The organism is Aequorivita aurantiaca (assembly GCF_030410135.1).
Lineage (GTDB): Bacteria > Bacteroidota > Bacteroidia > Flavobacteriales > Flavobacteriaceae > Aequorivita > Aequorivita aurantiaca.
Window position 1 is genome coordinate 258519 of sequence record NZ_JAUGQQ010000001.1, and the last position, 22415, is coordinate 280933.

The following is a 22415-nucleotide window of genomic DNA, read 5'->3' on the forward strand; positions in this document are numbered from 1 at the left end:
CAAAATTGTTTAAATTGGTTTTCCCATTTTTGTGAAGGGGTGAAATTTCAGAACCTGCAAGTTCACATTTTAAACATTAAATGGTGTTTTCAATTAAAATATTTTATTTTTGCCACTTATAATTAAATTTAAAAATCAAGAATTATGTCAGACATTGCATCACGAGTAAAAGCGATTATCGTAGACAAATTAGGTGTAGACGAAAACGAAGTTGTAAACGAAGCAAGCTTCACTAACGACTTGGGAGCAGACTCCTTGGATACGGTAGAGCTTATCATGGAATTTGAAAAAGAATTCGACATCCAGATTCCAGACGACCAAGCTGAAAACATTGCCACTGTTGGCCAAGCAATTTCCTATATAGAAGCCGCAAAATAAGAATTCTTCTATGGAATTAAAGCGAGTTGTAGTTACCGGCCTTGGCGCCCTTACCCCTATTGGCAACAACCTCCAGGAATACTGGGATGCCCTTGTTAGCGGGAAAAGTGGCTGTGCGCCTATAACCTATTTTGACACTGAAAAGTTCAAAACTAAATTCGCTTGCGAACTGAAGAATTTCAACGCAGAAGATCATTTTGACAGGAAGGAAGCCCGAAAACTTGACCGTTTTGCCCAATATGCCCTCGTCTCGTCAGACGAAGCTATAATAGATGCTGGAATCAACCTCGATGAAGTAGATAAATTCCGCGTTGGTGTAATTTGGGGAGCCGGAATAGGCGGTCTGGAAACATTTCAAGATGAAGTAATAAACTTTGCAGAAGGGGATGGAACACCGCGTTTCAACCCCTTCTTTATTCCAAAAATGATTGCGGACATTGCGCCCGGAAACATTTCTATAAAGCACGGATTTATGGGACCAAATTATACTACGGTCTCCGCGTGCGCCTCTTCTGCAAATGCAATGATAGACGCACTAAACTACATACGTTTGGGTCATTGTGACATTATCGTTACCGGCGGAAGTGAAGCGGCCGTTACGAAAGCAGGAATGGGAGGTTTCAACGCAATGCACGCATTATCTACCCGTAACGAAAGTCCCGAAACCGCCTCGCGACCTTTTGACGCCACACGTGATGGTTTTGTTTTGGGTGAAGGTGCGGGCGCCTTGATTCTTGAGGAGTACGAACATGCAAAAAAACGCGGCGCAAAAATTTATGCCGAAGTTGTTGGCGGGGGCATGAGCAGTGACGCTTACCACATGACAGCGCCACACCCCGATGGAATTGGGGTAGAACGCGTTATGTTAAATACTCTGCGAGATGCCAATATGAGTCCGGAAGAAGTTGATGCCATAAATACCCATGGTACCTCAACTCCCCTTGGCGATGTTGCCGAATTAAAAGCGATCGTAAATGTTTTTGGCGACCACGCCAAAGATATCAATATCAACTCTACGAAATCCATGACCGGCCATCTTTTGGGCGCTGCCGGCGCTATTGAAGCTATTGCTTCTATTTTGGCAATGAAATATGGGATTGTTCCTCCTACCATTAACCATACTACGGTAGATGAAAACATAGATCCTTCCTTAAACCTTACCCTTAACAAAGCTCAAAAACGCGACATTAAAGTGGCCATGAGTAATACCTTTGGATTTGGCGGGCACAACGCTTGTGTTCTCTTTAAAAAACTTGATGCCTAACATAATTAATGGCTTCCATTAAAAACATATTTTCTTCCCGTAATGATAAGAGCGGGGAATTTTCCAATTCCCTTAAAAAGATATTAGGCTTCAAACCGAAAGATATTTCCATTTACAAAACCGCCTTTACCCACCGTTCCACCAATGAGAAAAACCTAAGCGGCCAACCCCAAAACTACGAGAGATTGGAATTTTTGGGCGATGCCATGCTTGGCGCCGTTATCGCCGCCCATCTATTTAAAAAAGTTCCCGATGGCAATGAAGGCTATTTAACAAAAATGCGCAGTAAGGTCGTGAGCCGCGAACATTTGAATGAATTGGGTCGTGATCTTCATTTGGTAAAATTTCTAAAAACCACCGTGCCGGCACAGCAATTCAGCGGAAATATCTACGGAAATGTTTTTGAAGCCTTAGTGGGCGCAATTTATTTGGATAGAGGTTTTAAATACTGTGAAAAGTTCATTCAAAAAAGGGTTATAAAACCTTATGTGGACATCAAAAAATTAGAAGGAAAGGTAATTAGTTACAAAAGCCTTTTTATTGAATGGTGCCAAAAAAATAAGAAACAATTCCATTTTGAAGTTTATGAAGATACCGGGAAGGATGAAATGAAGCATTTCGCAATACGTTTAAAACTGGAAGATGAAGTGGTAGCTAAGGCACGCGCAACCTCTAAAAAAAAGGCTGAAGAACGTGCATCAAAAAGAGCATTTTATAAACTTCAGCTTAAGATCGGGTCAGAAACCCCTTAGTGTCAAAGTTGTTTTTTCCGTATTGCGGCCAACATTTTCCACTTCTTTAGTTAAAACCTCCGAAGTTGCCTATTTTTGTACAAACATATTAGCAGCTTTCATAAATTTCTGAGGCCGCCAAAATTAGCAACAATTTCAATACTTAGATGATCCACCACAAATTAGAAATGGCGGAAGATTTCGAAGAGCCATTTACGCTCATCGCAATCCATTGCGGCGAGGAAGAGTACAAACTGGCATACCTCTTGAACCAACACCTCAACACACGTTTTAAGAGGCGAAGGCTCGATATTGATTTTCCCTCACAAGGCATGATGGTCACCTTTCCAATCTATGATTTTGTGGACGAGTTCAATTACAGCCAATATCATCTTGTGGCCAATAAATGTAGGATTGCACAAGCTGCGCTTCAAAGTTCCGGCGGTTTGTTTTCCGAAATAGGATCAGAAAAGGATCATTTCCTCTTGCCAGAGTACAAGAAAGTAGACTATTTTCTAAAAATATATTCGGATTTCGAAACTAGAACATTACAGTCGCTTGTTTCACAAATAAACAAAATTGAACAGATTGTTTCTGCATATTCACTTGAAACGATCAATATAAAATCTAAAAACAATTTAATTTTCGATTAAAATGTCAAAACAAAAAAGAACAAAAATAGTCGCAACCCTTGGCCCAGCAACATCCAGCGAAGAAATATTGAAACATATGATTATGGAAGGTGTGGATGTTTTTAGAGTAAATTTTTCGCACGCAGAATATGCCACGGTTAAAAAAACTATTGAAACAATCCGAAAACTTTCAGAAGAATTGGATATCCACGTTGCCATTATGGGAGACCTGCAAGGTCCAAAACTTCGCGTAGGCGTTATGAAGGAGGAAGTGATTGTGCAACCTGGCGATGAGCTTTCCTTTTTTACAGGTGCCGAATTCGAAGGTACCAAAAGCAAGGTTTTTATGAATTACAACAACTTTCCAAAGGACGTGAATCCTGGCGAACGGGTGCTTTTGGACGACGGTAAGCTTATTTTTGAAGTGCTGGAAACCAACAAGAATGACGAGGTAAAAGTAATGGTAATCCAAGGCGGACCCCTACGTTCCAAAAAAGGGGTAAACCTTCCCAACACAAACATTTCGCTTCCCGCTCTCACCGCAAAAGACAAAGAAGATGCAATATTCGCTATTGATCAAAAAGTAGATTGGATAGCTCTTTCCTTCGTGCGCCACGCTGAGGATTTAAAGGAATTACAGGCATTGATTGAAGCACATTCGGAATATAAAATCCCCATTATCGCAAAAATCGAAAAGCCCGAGGCGGTGGAAAATATTGACAGAATCATCGCCTATTGCGATGGTTTAATGGTTGCCCGGGGCGATTTGGGGGTGGAAGTTCCTGCCGAGGAAGTTCCGCTTATTCAAAAAGAATTGGTGCTTACCGCAAAACGTGCCCGAATTCCGGTAATTATTGCAACCCAAATGATGGAAACAATGATAACATCCCTAACCCCAACCCGCGCCGAGGTAAATGATGTTGCGAATTCCGTTATGGACGGTGCGGATGCGGTGATGCTATCTGGAGAAACTTCCGTGGGGAATTATCCCGTTGCTGTAATTAAAACCATGGCAAAAATCCTTAGAAGCGTTGAAAATTCGGAATTGATACGCGTGCCACAAGCCCCGCCACAAATTAAAACCAACCGCTACGTAACAAAGTCCATTTGCTATCACGCCGCCCATATGGCCAATGAAATTGAGGCGCAAGCCATTTGTACTTTGACTAATAGTGGTTACACTGCATTCCAGATTTCTGCGTGGAGACCTTCAGCTTTTATCCTGGCTTTTACCAGTAACAAACGCATTCTTGCCCGCTTGAATTTGCTTTGGGGCGTAAAAGCGTTTTACTATGACAAATACGTAAGCACAGACGAAACCGTAGACGATGTAAACCGCATTGCTTTTGAAAAAGGCTACGTGCACAAAGGCGATTATTTAATAAACCTTGCGGCAATGCCAATTGTGGATAAGGGAATGGTGAATACCTTGCGTGTGTCGCAAGTAAAATAACCTAACTTTGACAAAGTTTTAAACTTTGTCAAAGCAGTTTTAGACCAAGAAGTTTATTCCTTTATGATTTTTTGTACAAATTCTCCACGATCTGTTTTTAACCTCAAAAAATACATCCCTTTTTCAAGCGTTGAAAAATCCACTTGTTGGATTTTTCCGTTTAATTGAAGCACCTTTTTGCCCAGAATATCAAAAATGGTAGCACTTACAATATTTTCGGTTTTTGAATTTATATAGACTAAACTTTGAGTAGGATTAGGGTAAATTTCAATATTTTGCAGCCCAAAGTTGGGGATAGCCAGCAATTGGTTCTCAAACCAATAAACAGTGTTGTCCCTTTGCGAAGCGGTAATCGGATCCATATCGCCGTCATTGTCCAGATCGGCAGCTGTTACGGTAATGGCAAACTCAAGGTCGTCCTTAATGACATTCGCCTCCCCAAAATTGCCTAAGCCGTCCAAATTTTCATACCAGCGCAGAAAACCGGGGGCAAGCGCCAAAACATCAATATCGTCGTCATTGTCCAGATCGACCGGATATATATAAGTTGTAATCAAAGTATTGTTTATTATTTTTTCCAAACCATAATTTCCCAGTCCGTCAAGATTTTCCCACCAAGCAAAAACCCCAGCGCCCACGGCCGAACCAATAACATCCAGATCGCCATCTCCATCTATATCGGCCAAGAAAACTGACAGTACGGCCATCCCCGAGGACCCTATTTCCCGTGGAGGTCCAAAGGTTCCCTCGCCGTCCAGATTCTCGAACCAGGACATAATGTTATAATTAAGTGTGCCAGCTACAATATCTAGATCGCCATCGCCATCAATATCCCCCACATCAATGCCGGAACCGTTTACATAGCCCGAAATAATTATATTGCCCGTATCAAAGTTACCATTGCCGTCCAGATTTTTATACCACGTTAAAGAGTCATCATCAATAGAACCAACCACAAGATCATTATGACCATCCCCATCAATATCCCTAACAAGAATAGCACGTTCCCCATTTGTATTTGGCGTAGCAATTAAGGTTCCGGTTCCAAAGTCACCTAATCCATCAAGATTTTTGTAACTAACAAGGTTTGGAGGAATTGAATAAGGAGACGTCCCCAAAACATCCAAATCGTTATCTCCATCAATATCCCCTACAGCTATATTCCTTGGTTCATAAATTACTCCAATCTCTAAGCCAATACCAAAGTTTCCGAGTCCATCGGTATTTCTATACCAAACAAAATTTTGAGCGGGATAATTATTTACATTTAGAACATCCATGTTCCCGTCGTTATCAATATCCCCAACGACGATTTGCAAGGGACCACGAGCATTGGAACTAACAATTTTCTCGGTCCACTGCGCCATAAGAGACGTGCTACAAAGAACGAAAAGAAAAGTACAGATTGTTCGCATAAAGTCCTTAAAAAAATGGGCCTATCCTTATTACTGGATAGACCCATTAATGATACATTAATTTTGTTTAAAGATTATCGTCTGCTGTGTAGCTCCTTCTTCATAGTTAAACTCAATCTTATAAAGACCCGCATCGAGTTCATCGATAAGATTGGGGTTATTAATTCCGATCGAATCTTTTGGGGTTATTGTAACATTTGCATTCAAGACACCGTCGTTAAATAGTGTAACACTACCGCCATTTGGTCTCCGATTGTAATTATCATAACATCGGCGGGTGTTTTGGCCATAGGTATCACAAATATCGAGGTCAATATAAATGGCACTGTGATTGGGATGAGTTATAATACTATAGTTTGGTTCATACTTGCTTATTGTCAACAAGGAGTTATTGGTATAAGAGAAGGAAATATCATTATAGTCTGCAGGTTCCGGACAGTCACAGCTGCATTCCACAAAACGATAGTCAAAACCTGGCTGGAACAAGGGTTTATATAAAACTGGGGTTCCCGGGGAACTACTGACAAAATATTCCCCGGCGTATGGCTCGTATAGGGACTCAATAGATGTTAGGGTAGGTGCAAAATTTCCAAGAATATCATCCTCAAGTGCTTCTCGCGCCCGTATTCCCTGACCGATTGTTAATGGGGAATAGCCATCCATACAAATATATGCATCACTAAGAACGTTAATTACATCTTCGTGTGAGGGTATATATTCGTCACCATCATAATCTCTCTGAGTTCCATCATTTTCATATGTACAATTTACGGTTATAAATGGATATGTACCATTTGAAGCCCTGTAACCCGGATTGGCGGCCGTATCAATTACCCTATCGCCATGGGTATCGGCATTGTAGTCAGGATCGTTAATGTCCCTGGTAACCCTTTCCCCGCCTATTCCCCGGGCTGACCGAGTATGTATCAGGTTAAGGTTATGGCCTATTTCATGGGTCATGGTAGATAATGTCAATCCCGCGGCGCTTACGCCGGATGTAGTAACATTATAGCCCGGAGAAATACCCCCGAACGCTCCCCATCCAAAAACATAGACATTAAAGGCGTCTGCTTTTTTATACCCATTAGCCTCCGCCCACGAGGTGAGCCCATTGAACTGTATGATGTTTTCCAGAACAAAATGGCCATCAGGGTCATTGGGCAAAGCAGGACTCTGTATTTTCTCAAAGCCCCTATACTTAAAATAAATATTGAACTGATTGTAGAGAATGTTTGTATTGGCCACGGCGGTAAGCACATTATGGGCCTGGTCGGGGAAATAATCAACCCCGTCGGGATGCTTAATACCCCAAAAATAAATATTGAGGACGATAGGCTCGCATTCCATATCAAAATAAGCACTGTCCGTGGAGTGGCTATATACTCCCGTCGGATCGGGGATTGTGGGTTCGGGCGTTGCACAAACGGGGCTGCCTTGTTGTGCGTTCATAAAAATACATTTGCAATAAATGTACAAAAAAGTAGTAGGTTTTTCATGATTACAAAAGATTTGGGCTAATAATTTAGTTATATGAACATATATTATGATAAATGTAGTGATTTATATATCACTTTCAAAATTATTTTGATGCTCATCTTTAACGGGTGGACAATGAAGCTAACAGATATTTAATTCAATTTGGGGACAACCTAAGAAAACAAAGGATTGCCCAAGTATTGTCCCAAAAGCAACTTGCCTTTGAAACTGGGCTTACAAGAGAATTTATAAATAGAATTGAAAATGGAAAAGTGAACATTTCACTGACCAATATAATGGAAATTGCAAGAGTGTTGAATATTGCCCCAAAGGATTTATTGAATTTTAAATAAGTAATCAATCAGCCACCTCCACCTTCTCAAGTTTCATCCCCTCGGCGGCCTTGGTAATGGTTACGGCATAGCCGAACCCAGTGGTTTTGTAATTATACACAATTTTCTGAAGCTCATTGTTGTTGCGCGCAATCTGTAGCTCGCTTACAAAATCCCCCTTCTTTTTAGCGTTGTTCTGCTGCGTCTCGCTATTGGCTCCCTTCGGGTTTGGAAATGCAAACTCCCTCGGAATATTGAAAAGCTGCTGTGCAGTAAAAAACGCTTCATGCCATTTGTCAGTCGGTAAGATAAGCGTTTCGGTTTTTGTGGGTTTGCTCGCCGTGCCGCCGGTAGCTTCGGAATAGTTTACTTTTGGGAAATCCTTCTTCAATTCCTCAGCATAATTTTTTGCGGAAGCATTTTCCCCGGGAGGAAAAAATTTCGACATAAACCCATTAAAGGCAAAACCTTTTTGATTGTTGAATTCCACCTCATCCATCGCGCCGTCAATCCCGCCTACGTTCATCGTTATTTTTCCTTCGGCAGTTGCTATTTTCACCTTCGTGCCCAAAGGCATTACGGCAAGTTTTGCACTTTGCAGGTTTGGAAATTCCCGCAATGTCAACCCACTTACGGCCGTAACATACATAAAATCGGGGGCCGTTTGCGCAGGAATGGAATCCGTCACAACAGTTGTGGTTTCTTCGCTGGTTTTACTATCGTTTTTACAGGAAAAAAGCAATGGGAATAATGTAAAGGCAAGAATCGAAAAGGCTATGGATTTCATAAACTGGTATTTTAAATCAGTTTAAAGATACGCAGCTTTCATTCATATATAAAATTTTCAGTAAACCGAAGACCGAGGTGGTCTAAAATTCAAGTTTCAACTGAACGTCAATGGAAACTTTTGCCTCGGCCTCCATTTTATGGGTTTCATTATTTAAGTTCGAAATTGAAATCCCCAACAACCGCACAGATTCCTTCATCCTTTCTTGAAACAACAGCTCCTTAACAACAGTTAATATTTGTTTTCCGCCATCAATAAAATCCGATAGCGTTCGGCTGCGGGTTTGCAGGCTGAAATCACTATAGCGTATTTTCAACGTGACCGTTTTGCCGGCAAGTCTGCTTTTTTTCAACCGGTTTTCCACTTCCGCGGCTATTTCTTCCAAACGTTCCATCATAAAGATTTCGGAAGAAATGTTTTCGGAAAAAGTATGCTCTGCCGCCAACGACTTTTGAATGCGCGATGGCTTCACTTTGCTGTGGTGAACGCCGCGTACCGCATTATAATAATGTTTGCCACTCTTCCCGAAATGTTCCTCCAAAAATTCAAGCGAGTGCGTTTTCAAATCCAAACCGGTGAAAATTCCGAGTCGGTACATTTTTTCTTTGGTAACCTTCCCCACACCAAAGAATTTCTTCACGTCTAAACCTTCCAGAAATGTTTCAACTTCCTCGGGCGATATTGTTTTCTGCCCATTGGGCTTGTTGATATCGCTGGCAATTTTCGCCACAAATTTATTCACTGATATCCCCGCGGAAGCATTCAAACCAGTTTGTTCCTTAATCATTTTGCGTATTTCCGACGCGATCATCGATGCGCTGGGATTCCCTTTTTTGTTTTCGGTAACATCTAAATAAGCTTCGTCCAACGACAGCGGCTCCACCAAATCAGTATATTCCAAAAATATAGCACGGATCTGTTTGGAAATTTCACGGTAACGGTCAAAACGCGGACGCACAAAAATAAGCTGCGGACAGTTTCGTTTTGCTGCCACGCCACTCATCGCGCTGCGAACGCCAAATTTTCGGGCCTCATAACTTGCCGCGGCAACCACGCCCCGTTGTTCGCTACCGCCCACGGCCAAAGGCTTGCCGCGCAGTTCCGGGTTGTCCAGCTGCTCTACGGAGGCATAAAATGCATCCATATCTATGTGAATTATTTTTCGAACTGGAAACGGCTCCTGCATTTTGTAAATTTAATATCTTTAAACAAGCCAAACCTATCGGGTTTTGAAAAACCCATTCGGTTTTTTCCCAAAATTCCTGCAAGGTTTTTCAAAATCTTGTAGGTATATTTATAGTATGAAAACAGCAATTATTTTAGGCGCCACGGGGCTTACGGGAAGTATTCTTTTAAAAAAACTTCTGAAAGATCCTACGTTTGAAAGGATTAAACTCTTCTCGCGTAGTTCCTCGGAAATAAATTCCCCAAAAATTGAAGAACATTTAATAGATATGTTTCAATTGGAAAACCATTCCGAAGCCTTCACTGCCGATGTGGTTTTCTGCTGTATCGGTACCACAAAATCCAAAACGCCGGATAAGGATACTTATAAAAAAATAGATTATGGCATTCCCGTAACTGCCGCAAAAATGGCAAAGCAAAACAATATTGAAAACTTTATTGTGATTTCTGCCTTGGGCGCAGATGCGAACAGCAGTATTTTTTACAACAAAACTAAAGGCGAAATGCAGCGTGATGTTTTACAGCAAGACATTCAAAACACTTACATTTTACAACCTTCTTTAATTGTGGGTGATAGGGATGAAAACCGTTTTGGAGAAAATGTAGCCATATTTTTTATGAAGACATTCGGGTTTTTGGTTCCAAAGAAGTACAAAATGATAAAGGCCGAAACCATTGCAGAGGCAATGCTTATTTTAGCGAAAAAGGGCCATTCAGAAAAAATTATCACTTCCGAAAAAATTCATGAAATTGGAAAATAAAAATAAAAATTGGATGCAGGAAATAGAGCGTAAATTTTTGGTCACTTCCGAAGCTTTTAAAAATGAAGCCCATAAACGCACACGAATCGTTCAGGGTTTTTTAAACACCAATCTCGAACGAACCGTCCGGGTACGTATTCAAGGGGACGTGGGGTTTATTACCATAAAAGGCAAACCCAATGATTCTGGACTTTCCCGTTTTGAGTGGGAAAAACAAATCCCGCTTGCCGAGGCCGAGGACCTGCTTCATCTCTGCGAGCCGGGCATCATTGAAAAAACGAGGTATGAGGTTTTCCACGACGACCATACTTTTGAAGTGGATGATTTCACTGGCGAGAATGAAGGTTTAATAATAGCTGAAATAGAGCTGGAAACTGAGAGTGAACCCTTTTCGTACCCCGAATGGCTGGGAATGGAAGTTACGGGCCAAGTGAAATATTACAATTCAAATTTGAGTAAAAATCCATTTAAAAACTGGACAAATGAGAAATAAACTAATTGTTTCACTTGTGTTGTTTTCACTATTAAGTTGTGAAACCAAAATCGAAAAAGAAATTATCACAGAACCCTGCCCCGAGGAAGCGAAAATTCCAATGGCAGAACTGAAAAAGCAATTGACCGAAAAAGGCTTTCAAACTTTTGACTATGTCGATGAAAAATCTGGCGACACCATTTTAATGCAACAATATTTTATCGCTTTTTTGAAAACGGGAACAAATCGTTCGCAATCAAAGGAAGAAACGGACAGCCTTCAAAAGTTGCATTTGGCGCATTTGGGCAGAATGTACGAAGAAGGTTTTGCGGATATTTCGGGCCCGTTCGGCGATGATGGCGAAATTCGCGGTATTACTATTTACAACGTTCCCACCCAAAAAATGGCGGACAGTTTGGCAAATATGGACCCAATGGTAAAATCCGGTAGATTGGAAATTGAAATCCACCCTTGGTGGGCGGCAAAAGGGTTTCCGCTACGATAATAAATTTTCTTCAAAAAAAATCTGCTTCGAAATAAATTCCGAAGCAGATTTACAATCAACAATAAAACCAACATTAAAAACTTATCTCCAACCGCCTCCCAAGGCCTCGTATAAATCTACAATTGCTTGAAGACGGTTGTTTTTTACGGCAACCAAATCTAGGTTAGAAGTAAGGGCAAGGCCCTGTGCAACCAATACCTCCAAATAATTTGCCATACCACTATCTAATAATTCCTGTGAATATCCAGCAGCCAAAACATAAGCTTCATTTTCATTTTCCTTAATTCTGATTTTCTCCGTTGCAGCTTCAATGGAATACATAGCATCTGACACTTCTTTTCCTGCAACTAGCAGGCTGTATTTAAATTCTAGCAAGGCCTGTTCCTGTCTTGCCTGTGAAACTTCAAATTCAGTTCGTATTTTTCTGCCATTGAAAATAGGTTGGGTTAACCCGCCAACAACCGATGCAAACAGCGAGTTCACATTCAAGAGTTTATCGAGTTCCAAACTTTGAAAACCTCCATTTGCAGTAAGTGATAGGGAAGGATAAAAGTTCGCCCGTGCCACATTGGTAAGCTCGAAGGCGTTCATTAAACTAAACTCTGCCGCCATTACATCCGGCCTGTTTCTTAATAATTGCGCGGGCACGCCCGTTTCCAATGGAATTGCAATATTTTGCTCCTCTAACGTACTTCGTCGCATGGATTGTGGCGCCGCCCCGAGTAGAATGGACAATGTATTTTCCACAAAACGGCTTTGTGTTTCTAAATCGACCAAAATAGCTTTTGCAGTAAATAATTGGGCCTCGGTTTGCTTTACTCCAGCTTCGTTCCCTATGCCGGCATCCTTTAGGGCAACAGTAGTTTCCAATCCTTTGGTTCGGGTTTCAATTGTTTCGGTGGTTACCCGAATTTGCTCATCAATGGCCAAAAGTTGGTAATAGGAAGAGGCAATATTTGCCACCAATCTACTTTTAACGGCTTGGTGTGCGGCTACGGTTTGTAAATAGGAAGCATCAGACGCACGCTTTGCACTTCTTATTTTTCCCCAAATATCGGCTTCCCAAGAAAGGCCGCCGGCAATTTCAAATTGATTTGCGGACGAAATATCCCCAAACTGACTGCTTTCGGAAAACTCCTGATGCGTTGCCCGAGCACTGGCGTTCAAAGTGGGAAAGTACCCTGCTCTTCCTTGTTTAACATAGGCTTCGGCTATTGCAATTTGCTGTAATGCAATGCGAATATCCATATTGTTACGTAGACCTTCCTCAATATAATTTTGAAGAATTGTATCCGTAAATATTTCCTTCCAAGAAAGTGTTGCGATGGATAAACTGTCCTTCGGTAAATTCTCGGTTCGGAAATTTTGGGATACCTCCACAGTTTCAGGCCTACCATATTCTTTGGTAACCAAGCAAGATTGTAGGGACAATAAGATTAATGTGAATATAATTCCTTTAGTAATTTTCATAATCGAATATCTTTTTAGTTTTCGTCTTCCGTTTGCTCAACAACGGGTTGCGGTGTTTTACTTACTTTTTCCTGTAACCATTGGAAAAAGATAAACAGAATCGGGATTACGAAAACCCCCAGAATTGTTCCTATCAACAAACCGCCAACGGCTCCTGTACCAATGGAACGGTTACCCGAGGCGCCCACTCCGCTAGAAAGCACCAACGGCATCAACCCAAATATGAAAGCGAACGAAGTCATTAAGATGGGTCGCAATCTCGCTTCTGCGCCATCAATTGCCGCATCTAAAATAGATTCACCCTGCTTTCTTCGTTGCAATGCGAATTCAACAATAAGAATTGCATTCTTCGCGAGAAGTCCAATAAGCATAATGAGCGCAATCTGGAAATAAATGTTGTTCTGCAAGCCCGTAAGCTGCGTGGTAATATATGCGCCGAATACGCCAACGGGTAATGATAACAATACCGAAAATGGCAATAAATAACTTTCATATTGGGCGGCGAGTAGGAAGTACACAAAAACCAACGACAGTATAAAAATCATGGTAGTTTGGTTTCCGGCGTTTTTTTCTTCCAAAGTAAGTCCGGAATACGCAATATCAAAATTACTTGGAAGCGTCTGCTTTACTTCTTCCACGGCATTAATCACGTCGCCCGTACTATAGCCTGGCGCTGTAGCGGCGGTAACTTTGGTTGAATTGAAGAGGTTAAAACGGGTTACGGATTGTGGCCCGTAAACTCTTTTTAGCGAGACAAACTGTGTGATAGGTGTCATTTCGCCACTTGCCGTTCTCACATAAATGCTGTTTAAATCACTTTCCTCGGCCCTATCTTCGGGCAATGCCTGCACATAAACGCGGTATTGTTTTCCGAAGCGCGAAAAATCTGCAGCAAAAATACTCCCAATATAACCTTGAAGGGTATTAAAAATAGATTGCACCGAAACCCCGGCTTCCTTTGCCAAAGGTACGTTCAGCGTCATTTCATATTGCGGGTAACGCGTGTTGAAGGATGATTGTGCGTATTGAATTTCAGGGCGCTCCGTTAATTTTCCTAAAAATTCCTGGTTTACTTTATCCAAATCGGTAAAACTTCCTCCCGAACGATCCAATAAATTGAGCTCGGCACCCGCAGAGTTTCCAAAACCTGGGATACTTGGCGGCGAAAAGAAAATAATCTGCGCCTCCGGAATCTGGGCGGCAATGCCGAAAAGTTGGCCTGTAATTGATTCAACGGAAAGAGATTCATCTTTCCTATCTTCCCAATTGTCAAGGCGAATAAATCCGAGACCGTAGTTGCTTCCGGCGCCGCTTATCAAGCTTCGGCCATCAATAACCGAAACCCCTTGAACGCCGGGAAGATTCTTTATTTTGGAATATAGAATTTGGTTCACTTCGTGGGTTCTGTCAATGGAAGATCCCGCGGGAAGTTCCATATTCATAAATACAATTCCGCGATCTTCATCGGGCACAAATCCCGTTTTTGTTACGGAAGAAGACCAAATAATTCCGCCCACCGCCAAAAGCAAAATGAATACTGTAATCCATTTGTGACGGTATAAATAATGAACGGATTTACCGTATTTGTTCACGGTAGCCTTAAAACCTCTGTTGAAGCCGTTGAAAAATTTCTGAATAAAGCCTGGTTTATTGCTGTTCTGTTTTTCATCGTGACCTTTCAAAAATAAGGCACACAAAGCTGGTGTTAACGTAAGCGCGTTTACTGCGGAAATGATAATTGCCACAATTAAGGTTACCCCGAATTGTTCGTAAAATACGCCCGTTGGACCTTTAATAAAAGTTACGGGAATAAACACGGCAGACATCACCAAAGTAATGGAAACAATGGCGCCGGAAATTTCGTGCATCGCATTGAGCGAAGCTTTTTTGGCACTTTTTTCGCCTTCATCAATCTTTGAATGCACCGCCTCGACGACCACAATGGCATCATCTACCACAATACCAATGGCCAATACCAATGCGAAAAGCGTTAAAAGGTTTATGGAATAGCCGAATAAATTCAGAAAGAAAAACGTTCCGATAATTGAAACGGGGACCGCGATTGCGGGAATTAAAGTGGAACGGAAATCCTGTAAAAAGATAAACACTACGAGGAAAACCAAGAGGAATGCCTCAACTAATGTAGTTACCACTTTTTCAATGGAAGCGTTCAAAAAGTTATTGGTGTCATACGGAATATAATAGGTAATGCCTTCGGGAAGATTTGCCTCCACATTTTCCAATTCAACTTTTATGGCATCAATAATTTCCTGGGCATTGGAGCCCTTGGTTTGGAAAATCCCCATATTTACCGCCGGATAACCATTGGTCACCGAACCTCCGGCGTATGATTGCGCCCCGAGTTCAATTTTTGCAACATCGCTCAGTCTCAAAAATTCGCCATTCCCCAACGCCTTAATTACAATATCGCTGTATTGTTGTTCGGTTTTGTAACGTCCGGAATATTTAATGGTATATGAAAATGCTTCCCCATTATTTTCGCCCAATGCCCCGGCAGCAGCTTCCAAACTTTGTTCTTTTAAAGCGGCAACAACATCGGAAGGCATCAAACTGTAGGCCGCGAGTTTTTGCGGATTTAACCAAATGCGCATGGAATAATCCTTTCCCCCGAAAACACTTACATCACCAACCCCATTCACCCTCTGCAATTCTGGGATCACATTTATTTTTAAATAATTCTGAAGATAGGTATCGTCATAATCTTTGTTCGTACTGTAGAAGGAAAGAAACATCAGCGCAGAAGTCTGCTGCTTTGAAGTGGTTACCCCAGTTTGAATTACCGCTTGTGGTAGCAATGAATTGGCACGTGCCACGCGGTTTTGAACGTTTACTGCTGCAATATCCGGATCTACATCCTGATCGAAAAAAACGTTGATAGAAGCCGAACCGGTATTGGTCGCGGTGGAGGTTAAATAGGTCATTCCCTCAACCCCGTTAATTTGTTCTTCAAGCGGAATTATAACGCTTTCAAGAATTGTCTCCGCGCTCGCTCCGGGATAGGAAGCATTCACTTGAATCGTGGGCGGGGCAATATCGGGATACTGAGTAACCGGAAGGTTCATTAGACCTAGAACCCCCAGTATTATTATAATTATCGAGATAACCGTAGAGAGTACGGGTCTGTTTATAAATGTTTTTAACATGATTGGTTTTTCTTAAAACGGTTATCTGAAAACTTTTTCAATTGGTTTGGCAATGCTGTCAAAAGGCATTTCCTGAGGTACTATTTTTGTATTTCCCCGAAGTTTATTTGCACCCTTTGCTACAATTTTATCACCTTTTTCTAGTCCCGCATCAATCACAAAAAGATTTTCAACATCGGCCACAACATTTATTTTTGTGGAGGTTGCGGTGCTGTCCTGCCCCACTTTGTAAACATAAACACTTCCCTGTTGCTCAAATGTAGCTTCTTGTGGTACCACTATCGCTTCAGTAAAAACTTTTGGAACCTTTATTTTTCCGCTGTTACCATTGGTTAAAATACGCGATGGGTTGTCAAAAACGGCTCGAAAGGAAATTGTTCCCGTATTTGGATTCACCTGTGAATTAATGGTTTCAATAGTGCCTTCCTTTTCATATAAACTGCCATTAGCCAATACCAATTGCACTTTCGGAAATTTTTCGATCTTTTCTTCAATAGTTTCTCCTTCGGCGTTTTGGATGAAATCTAAATACTCCTTTTCATTCATTGAAAAATAGGCATAAACCTGACTAATATCAGCCACAGTTGTCAATGGAATTTGGGATGAAGGGCTCACCAATGCACCTTTCCGAAGATTAATGGAGCCCACATATCCATCCACTGGGCTTTTTATATTCCCATAATCAATGTTTGCGGCAATGCTGTTATAGCCGCTTTTGGCTTGTTCCAATTTTGCTTTGGCGGTTTCCAACTGCACTTTGCTGATGATGTTTTTCTCCACTAAAGGTTTCAACTTATCAACCTCAACTTGGGCGGCATTTACATTAGCACGCGCGGCACCAGCATCTTGGCTCAGGGTTTGGGTTTCCAACCTAAAAAGTGTTTGTCCTTTTTTCACTTTTTGGCCCTCATCCACCAAAACGTCGGTAATGTATCCCGAAATTTTCGCTTGAACCTGGCTGTTTGTTATGCCCTCAATACTCGTGGGATAGGTAGTGTATGCAGTCACGGTTTTGGTGGGGATTGCAACCACCGGTAACATTGGCGCCCGTTGTGCCATTTGTGCCTGTTGTGCATTTTTATCATCACCACAGGAGGAAAACAATAGCAACACTCCTAAAATTATGGGAAGGGAATAGATCAGATTTTTCTTTTTCATTATTGGTTTAATTAATTGTTTGTATGTTTCTCGGTAAGTTTCATTTTAAGTTTTTCAATGGAAGCACTTGCCTGCTCTAAAAACTCCAAATAATCGGTATGGAATTCCAAATCGAAGATTTCATCGGAATCTTTTGAAAGTGATTCATTTATTTCCTTTTTGTATTCCATTATTTCCAAATGCAAATTTTTTTCACTGTTCCAGTTTTTCAACATTACAGTCATTGAATGAATCATTGCATCCGGAATTAAAATGAAGTATTTTTTCCGATCTCCAGTTTTGGTATAATAAGTAATTCTTTGAGCGGCCTGAAGGGTAGTGAGATGTGTTGAAATTGTGCTTTTACTCGCACCAAGTTCACAAACTAAGGTTTCAAAAGTGGTTCCTTGTTTTCCCGTTAAAATAAGTGTTGCGAGAATTCGGGCCGCCAGAGGTGCAATCTGTTCCTTGCACTCTATGTACACCCCCAATTTCTCAATTAAATTTTTTCTTTTAGTCAAAATAACTGAAGTTTAATTTTTTCAGACGGCAAATGTACGATTGGTTCGGAAACTACCGAACCAATTAAATTATAAATTTCTGTTAAATTTTAAAAGGGAGGTTTTTGTGGGGTCTATTCAAAATAATGTTGAATAAGAAAAGTGCTCAAAGTCTTTTGAAATTCGGAAATTATAAAGACTTTTTTGAATTTTTTTACCGCAACCCTTTACTTTACTAGTACTTTCGTGCCTCAATTTTAAAATATTTATAATGAAGAAATTTTTTACCTCAGTATTGCTATTGGCAATAACAACTTTTACCCACGCGCAATCTGGAATTTTAGACACATCATTTGGCAACAACGGAATTGCAACCACACAGGTTTCCCCAACATACAATTTTGCAACGGCTACCAAAGTTCAGCCTGACGGTAAAATTCTTGTTGTGGGCGATTCAGGCGAACCAGCAACCTATAAAGCCACGGTTGTCCGTTTTAATGCCGATGGTTCTTTAGATACTTCTTTCGGAACCGGCGGAAATGCTACTATTACTATCCCAACCGCAAAGTCTTTCGGAATGGATGTTGCGCTTCAAGATGATGGAAAAATAGTTGTTGGCGCGAGAACTTGGGATAACGTTACCGGTGATTTCGTTTTGGCAAGACTTAACGCAGACGGTTCTTTTGATAGCTCTTTCGGCACAAACGGTGTTGTAATTGCAAATTCCGGCGCGAGCGATGTTGCAGCATCCCTTTTAATTGCAGATGATGGCAAAATCTATATGGCCGGAGATTCCGACAATAACTTTTCCATTGCAAAATTCAATACAGACGGCACAATGGATACTAGCTTCGGTACAAATGGATGGTCCATTATAGCATTTTCCTCTTCTAGCTATGCCCAAGATATTGCTTTTCAAAATGACGGTAAAATCGTAATGGGTGGATTCAGCATTATTTCAGGAGGTCGATATCAAATGGCGGCTGCAAGAATAACCGCTGATGGCGCCTTAGATAATAGTTTCGGAACTGATGGAAAGGTTGCTTTTAACTTCGGTATTGACCATGATATTGCAACCGCTTTGGGAATTCAATCTGACGGAAAAATTGTATTGGGAGGACACACATACATTACAAGCAACCCAAGACTTAGTTATGATTTTGCAGTGGCAAGACTAAATACGGACGGAAGTCTTGATACTACTTATGGAAATAATGGAGTGACTACAACGCAAATTGTAGATGAAGCCAATTATGCCAACGGTCTAGTCATACAGGCAGATGACAAAGTAGTTTTAGCAGGCCGTACAGTGAAAGAGTTCGATTATGATTTCGCAATGATTCGTTTTAATACTGACGGCACCTTGGATTCTACCTTTGGAAATGCAGGAAAAGTGAGCACAGATAATGATGGAAAAGAAGACCACGGTTATGCCATCGCACTGCAACCAGATAACAAAATTATTTTAGCGGGTCACTCATATTCCGCAGGAGGTGATGATTCTGAAATCGTCGTGGCAAGATATACCAACGAAACCTTGGGTATTGCGGACAATGAAAACGTAGAATTCCGTTTATACCCAAATCCTGCAAATGAGCAAATTACAATTGAATTAAGCGATGCTTCTTCAAACTACCAAGTTGCTATTTATGATGTTTTGGGCAAAAAAGTATATACTTCCGAAATTCAAAAAGTAGGACAGATTGATGTTTCTGCTTTGGCTTCGGGCACTTATTTGGTAAAACTTAATTCTGATAACAAATCAAGCGTAGTGCGTTTTGTAAAGCAATAATTCATTCGAATTAAAATTCTAAAGAGACTATCTGTTTTTAGGTAGTCTCTTTTTTTTGGTTAATTATTGAAGCGTTTTAATTTCGATTTTTTCCCGAAGCTCATTACCTTCCGCATCCACAGCTGTCAATAAATATTTTCCGGGCTTTGGCGAAACTGCCAACTCGTGAAAGGTTTCAGTCATCCCAATATATTCCGAATCCAAATACCAAAAGACAGTGGTTTCCGGCGAACGGTGCGCAAGTTTGAAAATAACTTCGTTCACATTTTCATCAAAATTCTTCGGAAGCAGAACCGCCTCATTTTTCTTCGGATAAATAAAAGCCATCAACTTTTCCCCGTCCTGCAAACAATCGGGTGCAAAAGGTGGAAGAATTTTATATTCCGGGTGAAGTTGGGCATAATAATATTCCATCACCGGCGGTAATACAAACCAATTTTTCTGAACCATTTCCGAAAGCGGATAACACGACGAATTCACCCGAAAATTTTCCGAAGCATTTAAAAATACCGTTTGATGATATGGGCACGCTTCTGTTCTTGTTCCGTTTTTTGGCATCCATTCGTTCTTAATTTCTTCGCAAAAAAGTCCGGCAAGATGCCCACTTTTAGTGCAAATTTCAACCTCAACCAATTCGTCATACGGAATTTTAAACCAACCGCTTTGCGGCAAAACATTCAAAACATCAAACAAAACTGGCGCAGCAGCTTGAATTCCCGTTAATCCCGGACGGCCTTCGCCATCGGCATTTCCCACCCAAACGCCTATTGCATATTTTGGCGTAACCCCAACTGCCCACGCATCCTTAAATCCGTAGCTCGTCCCGGTTTTCCAAGCAAGCGGCTGGCTGCTTGTGAAAAATTCCCAGTTTTCCTCCCCGCTTGGGCGATTCACTCTTTCCATCGCTTCAAAGGCTTCGTAAATTGCCCCAGCATTCCAAACGGAAGGTTTTTGTTGGATTTTTCCGAAGTCAATTTCATCGTGATTCTTTACATAAACCGGTTCCACAAATTCATTTTTCCGATATTCGCTGGAAGAATTATTGAAGAAATTTAAAGTGGAAGCCATTCCCGCATAGGCTTTTGTAATATCCCACAAACTGCTTTCCGCACCGCCGAGAATTAGGGAAAGTCCGTAATAATCCGCAGGTTTATCAATTTCGTTTAAATTAATTTTGCCCAAAACATTATAAAAACGCTGCAAATCAAAATCACGCAACATCCGGACCGCGGGAATATTCAGCGAACGGGAAAGTGCAACGCTTGCGGGCACTGCGCCGTTGAATTGCTTATCGAAATTTTCTGGCGTGTACCCATTAACCGAAGTTGGAATATCTGCCACCAACGTATTCGGAAGAATTTCGCCAGCATCGAGCATCGAAGTAAAAAGAAACGGTTTTAAAATACTGCCCGTGCTTCGCGGTTTTTCAATAACATCCACAAAATTGTTGTGCTCGGCGGTTGTTGGGGCATTACCAACGTATGCCAATACTTCCCGCGTGTTCACATCCAAAACCAAAACGGCAAGGTTGTGGATTTGGTTTTGGCTCAAAATATAATTGTTCTCCTTAACAATATTGTTCACTTTTTTTTGAAGCGAAAAATCAATCGTGGTTTCAATACGTTTTCCGGGATGCTCCTTTCGTATTTTTTCGGTTAAATGTGGTGCAAATTCAGGCAAAGGCAACGGTTTTCCGGGAAGCATTTCATCCACGGCCAATTGAAATGTAGTTTTATCAAATACTTCATTTTGAAAAAGTTTTAGCAACAATGCATCTCTTTTCTGTTTTAGAATTTCCTCGTTTTTCCCGGGAAAAATAAGCGATGGTGCGTTGGGAAGCACTGCCAATGCCGCGGATTGCCCCCAACTCAGTTCGCTCGCGGGAATTCCAAAATAGCGCCACGAAGCAGTTTCGAGCCCCACCACATTTCCACCGAAAGGTGCGTACGAAGCATATAAATTCAGAATTGATTTCTTTTTGTAACCGGCTTCTAAACGCGTAGCTTGAAAAATTTCAATCACTTTTTCAAAATAAGTGCGCCCTTTATTTTGGCGGGAAAGTCGGATTACTTGTTGCGTAATCGTACTTCCGCCGCGGCGGGAATCGCTGGTAAGATTGTTCCAAAGTGCTTTTGAAATTGAAACCAGATTAAAACCGGGATGCCAATAAAAATGTTCGTCCTCAAAATAAAGAATGCATTTTTCAAACCGTTCCGGCACGGAATCCATTTTCGGAAATCGCCATTGGCCATCGTCCGCAATCCGCGCGCCGAGCATCTGTCCGCTATTGCTTTCAGCAACCGTTGCGGTTGGAACGTTGAATAATGGGGATGGAAGGCAGAATAGCCAAAGCATGAATAAAATCATCAGGATGCTGAGTTTTATTTTATGTTTTTTTAAATAGCTATTTATATAAGAAAATTTCAATTTAAATTCTAAAAATAATAATGAATACGTCTGTCAGTCTGAGCTTGTCGAAGACCGTCAAGGATACGCTTCGACAAACTCAGCGTGACAATTCATTTCAATTTATAATTTTGTCTTTTAGTGTCAGTCTGAGCCTGTCGAAGACTCTCGTGAATCTGGATGTCCATATTCAGTATAATTTTTTGAAAATTTAATCAGATCCTGCCAATTTTCTTGAATCAATGATGTTTTCTTTCTTCGCGACCAACCCTTTATTTGCTTTTCAATTTTTATTGCTTCTGTTGGATTTGTACATTGTATATACCATTTCAATTCAACGGGTCTTCTATTAAAAGTATAGCAATCTCTCTTTTTACCTTCATTATGTTGCTCAAGTCTTCGTTCCAAATCATTAGTCATTCCAGTGTAATAGGAATTATCGGAACATTGCAGAATATATGTAAAGTAAAATTTCATCTTTGAATTTATTTCATCATACAGCGCTTCGACAGGCTCAGCGTGACAACTTAATTCAATTTATATTTAATATTACGA

Annotated in this window: 20 protein-coding genes; 10 read left to right on the plus strand and 10 right to left on the minus strand. The window is 41.0% G+C overall.

The window, feature by feature from the left end:
- Positions 1 to 144 precede the first annotated feature (144 nt).
- The 5 genes from QRD02_RS01245 to pyk all read left to right on the plus strand — a co-directional run bounded on the left by QRD02_RS01245 (position 145) and on the right by pyk (position 4458).
- On the plus strand, positions 145 to 378 hold the full coding sequence (locus QRD02_RS01245; protein WP_014781833.1) for an acyl carrier protein: 234 nt from the start codon (positions 145 to 147) through the stop codon (positions 376 to 378).
- 10 nt (positions 379 to 388) lie between these two features.
- Positions 389 to 1642, plus strand: a complete 1254-nt coding sequence (gene fabF / locus QRD02_RS01250; RefSeq protein WP_290253076.1) for a beta-ketoacyl-ACP synthase II — start codon at positions 389 to 391, stop codon at positions 1640 to 1642.
- A gap of 8 nt (positions 1643 to 1650) precedes the next feature.
- Positions 1651 to 2394 carry a ribonuclease III gene (gene rnc / locus QRD02_RS01255; RefSeq protein WP_290253077.1) on the plus strand — a complete coding sequence of 248 codons (744 nt, stop codon included), beginning with the start codon at positions 1651 to 1653 and terminating at the stop codon, positions 2392 to 2394.
- 146 nt (positions 2395 to 2540) lie between these two features.
- Entirely contained in the window at positions 2541 to 3026 is a 486-nt protein-coding gene (locus tag QRD02_RS01260; RefSeq protein WP_290253078.1) for an IPExxxVDY family protein, read from the plus strand.
- A gap of 1 nt (position 3027) precedes the next feature.
- Positions 3028 to 4458, plus strand: a complete 1431-nt coding sequence (gene pyk / locus QRD02_RS01265; protein ID WP_290253079.1) for a pyruvate kinase — start codon at positions 3028 to 3030, stop codon at positions 4456 to 4458.
- A 53-nt stretch (positions 4459 to 4511) separates the two neighbouring features.
- Here pyk and QRD02_RS01270 read toward each other — a convergent pair whose 3' ends face one another.
- Positions 4512 to 5825 carry a T9SS type A sorting domain-containing protein gene (locus tag QRD02_RS01270; RefSeq protein ID WP_290253080.1) on the minus strand — a complete coding sequence of 438 codons (1314 nt, stop codon included), beginning with the start codon at positions 5823 to 5825 and terminating at the stop codon, positions 4512 to 4514.
- A 105-nt stretch (positions 5826 to 5930) separates the two neighbouring features.
- Positions 5931 to 7322 carry a zinc metalloprotease gene (locus tag QRD02_RS01275; RefSeq protein WP_290253081.1) on the minus strand — a complete coding sequence of 464 codons (1392 nt, stop codon included), beginning with the start codon at positions 7320 to 7322 and terminating at the stop codon, positions 5931 to 5933.
- A 155-nt stretch (positions 7323 to 7477) separates the two neighbouring features.
- Between QRD02_RS01275 and QRD02_RS01280 the strand changes: the two genes are divergently transcribed.
- Positions 7478 to 7702 (plus strand): helix-turn-helix domain-containing protein, encoded by a 225-nt coding sequence (locus QRD02_RS01280; RefSeq protein WP_290253082.1) that lies wholly within the window; start codon positions 7478 to 7480, stop codon positions 7700 to 7702.
- Positions 7703 to 7706: 4 nt separating this feature from the next.
- Here the strand turns inward: QRD02_RS01280 and QRD02_RS01285 are convergent, their stop codons facing one another.
- Positions 7707 to 8468 carry a hypothetical protein gene (locus QRD02_RS01285; protein ID WP_290253083.1) on the minus strand — a complete coding sequence of 254 codons (762 nt, stop codon included), beginning with the start codon at positions 8466 to 8468 and terminating at the stop codon, positions 7707 to 7709.
- 82 nt (positions 8469 to 8550) lie between these two features.
- Positions 8551 to 9654, minus strand: coding sequence for a DNA polymerase IV (dinB, locus tag QRD02_RS01290; RefSeq protein ID WP_290253084.1), 1104 nt, complete (start codon positions 9652 to 9654; stop codon positions 8551 to 8553).
- A 115-nt stretch (positions 9655 to 9769) separates the two neighbouring features.
- Here dinB and QRD02_RS01295 point away from each other — a divergent pair, with 115 nt between their 5' ends.
- The 3 genes from QRD02_RS01295 to QRD02_RS01305 are packed head-to-tail and all read left to right on the plus strand — an operon-like array spanning position 9770 to position 11391.
- The gene (locus tag QRD02_RS01295; protein ID WP_290253085.1) at positions 9770 to 10414 is read left to right on the plus strand and encodes an NAD(P)H-binding protein; all 645 of its coding nucleotides are present in this window, start codon (positions 9770 to 9772) and stop codon (positions 10412 to 10414) included.
- Positions 10415 to 10427: 13 nt separating this feature from the next.
- Entirely contained in the window at positions 10428 to 10907 is a 480-nt protein-coding gene (locus QRD02_RS01300) for a CYTH domain-containing protein (RefSeq protein ID WP_290253481.1), read from the plus strand.
- A complete protein-coding gene (locus QRD02_RS01305) occupies positions 10897 to 11391 on the plus strand; it encodes a YciI family protein (RefSeq protein WP_290253086.1) in 495 nt (164 codons plus the stop codon). The genes QRD02_RS01300 and QRD02_RS01305 overlap by 11 nt, the downstream gene beginning before the upstream one ends.
- 81 nt (positions 11392 to 11472) lie before the next feature.
- On the opposite strand, the gene QRD02_RS01310 is transcribed toward QRD02_RS01305, so the two are convergent.
- Genes QRD02_RS01310 through QRD02_RS01325 form a run of 4 tightly spaced genes read right to left on the minus strand, consistent with a single transcriptional unit; the run spans position 11473 to position 17683 of the window.
- Positions 11473 to 12861 (minus strand): efflux transporter outer membrane subunit, encoded by a 1389-nt coding sequence (locus QRD02_RS01310; protein WP_290253087.1) that lies wholly within the window; start codon positions 12859 to 12861, stop codon positions 11473 to 11475.
- Positions 12862 to 12875: 14 nt separating this feature from the next.
- Positions 12876 to 16025 (minus strand): efflux RND transporter permease subunit, encoded by a 3150-nt coding sequence (locus tag QRD02_RS01315; protein ID WP_290253088.1) that lies wholly within the window; start codon positions 16023 to 16025, stop codon positions 12876 to 12878.
- A 21-nt stretch (positions 16026 to 16046) separates the two neighbouring features.
- A complete protein-coding gene (locus tag QRD02_RS01320) occupies positions 16047 to 17183 on the minus strand; it encodes an efflux RND transporter periplasmic adaptor subunit (protein ID WP_290253089.1) in 1137 nt (378 codons plus the stop codon).
- 11 nt (positions 17184 to 17194) lie between these two features.
- Positions 17195 to 17683, minus strand: a complete 489-nt coding sequence (locus QRD02_RS01325) for a GbsR/MarR family transcriptional regulator (RefSeq protein ID WP_290253090.1) — start codon at positions 17681 to 17683, stop codon at positions 17195 to 17197.
- A gap of 250 nt (positions 17684 to 17933) precedes the next feature.
- On the opposite strand from QRD02_RS01325, the gene QRD02_RS01330 reads away from it, so the two are divergent.
- Positions 17934 to 19454, plus strand: a complete 1521-nt coding sequence (locus QRD02_RS01330; RefSeq protein ID WP_290253091.1) for a T9SS type A sorting domain-containing protein — start codon at positions 17934 to 17936, stop codon at positions 19452 to 19454.
- 63 nt (positions 19455 to 19517) lie between these two features.
- Here the strand turns inward: QRD02_RS01330 and pbpC are convergent, their stop codons facing one another.
- Positions 19518 to 21821, minus strand: a complete 2304-nt coding sequence (pbpC, locus tag QRD02_RS01335; RefSeq protein WP_290253092.1) for a penicillin-binding protein 1C — start codon at positions 21819 to 21821, stop codon at positions 19518 to 19520.
- Between the two features lie 183 nt (positions 21822 to 22004).
- Entirely contained in the window at positions 22005 to 22337 is a 333-nt protein-coding gene (locus QRD02_RS01340) for a GIY-YIG nuclease family protein (protein WP_290253093.1), read from the minus strand.
- Between the last annotated feature and the right edge of the window lie 78 nt (positions 22338 to 22415).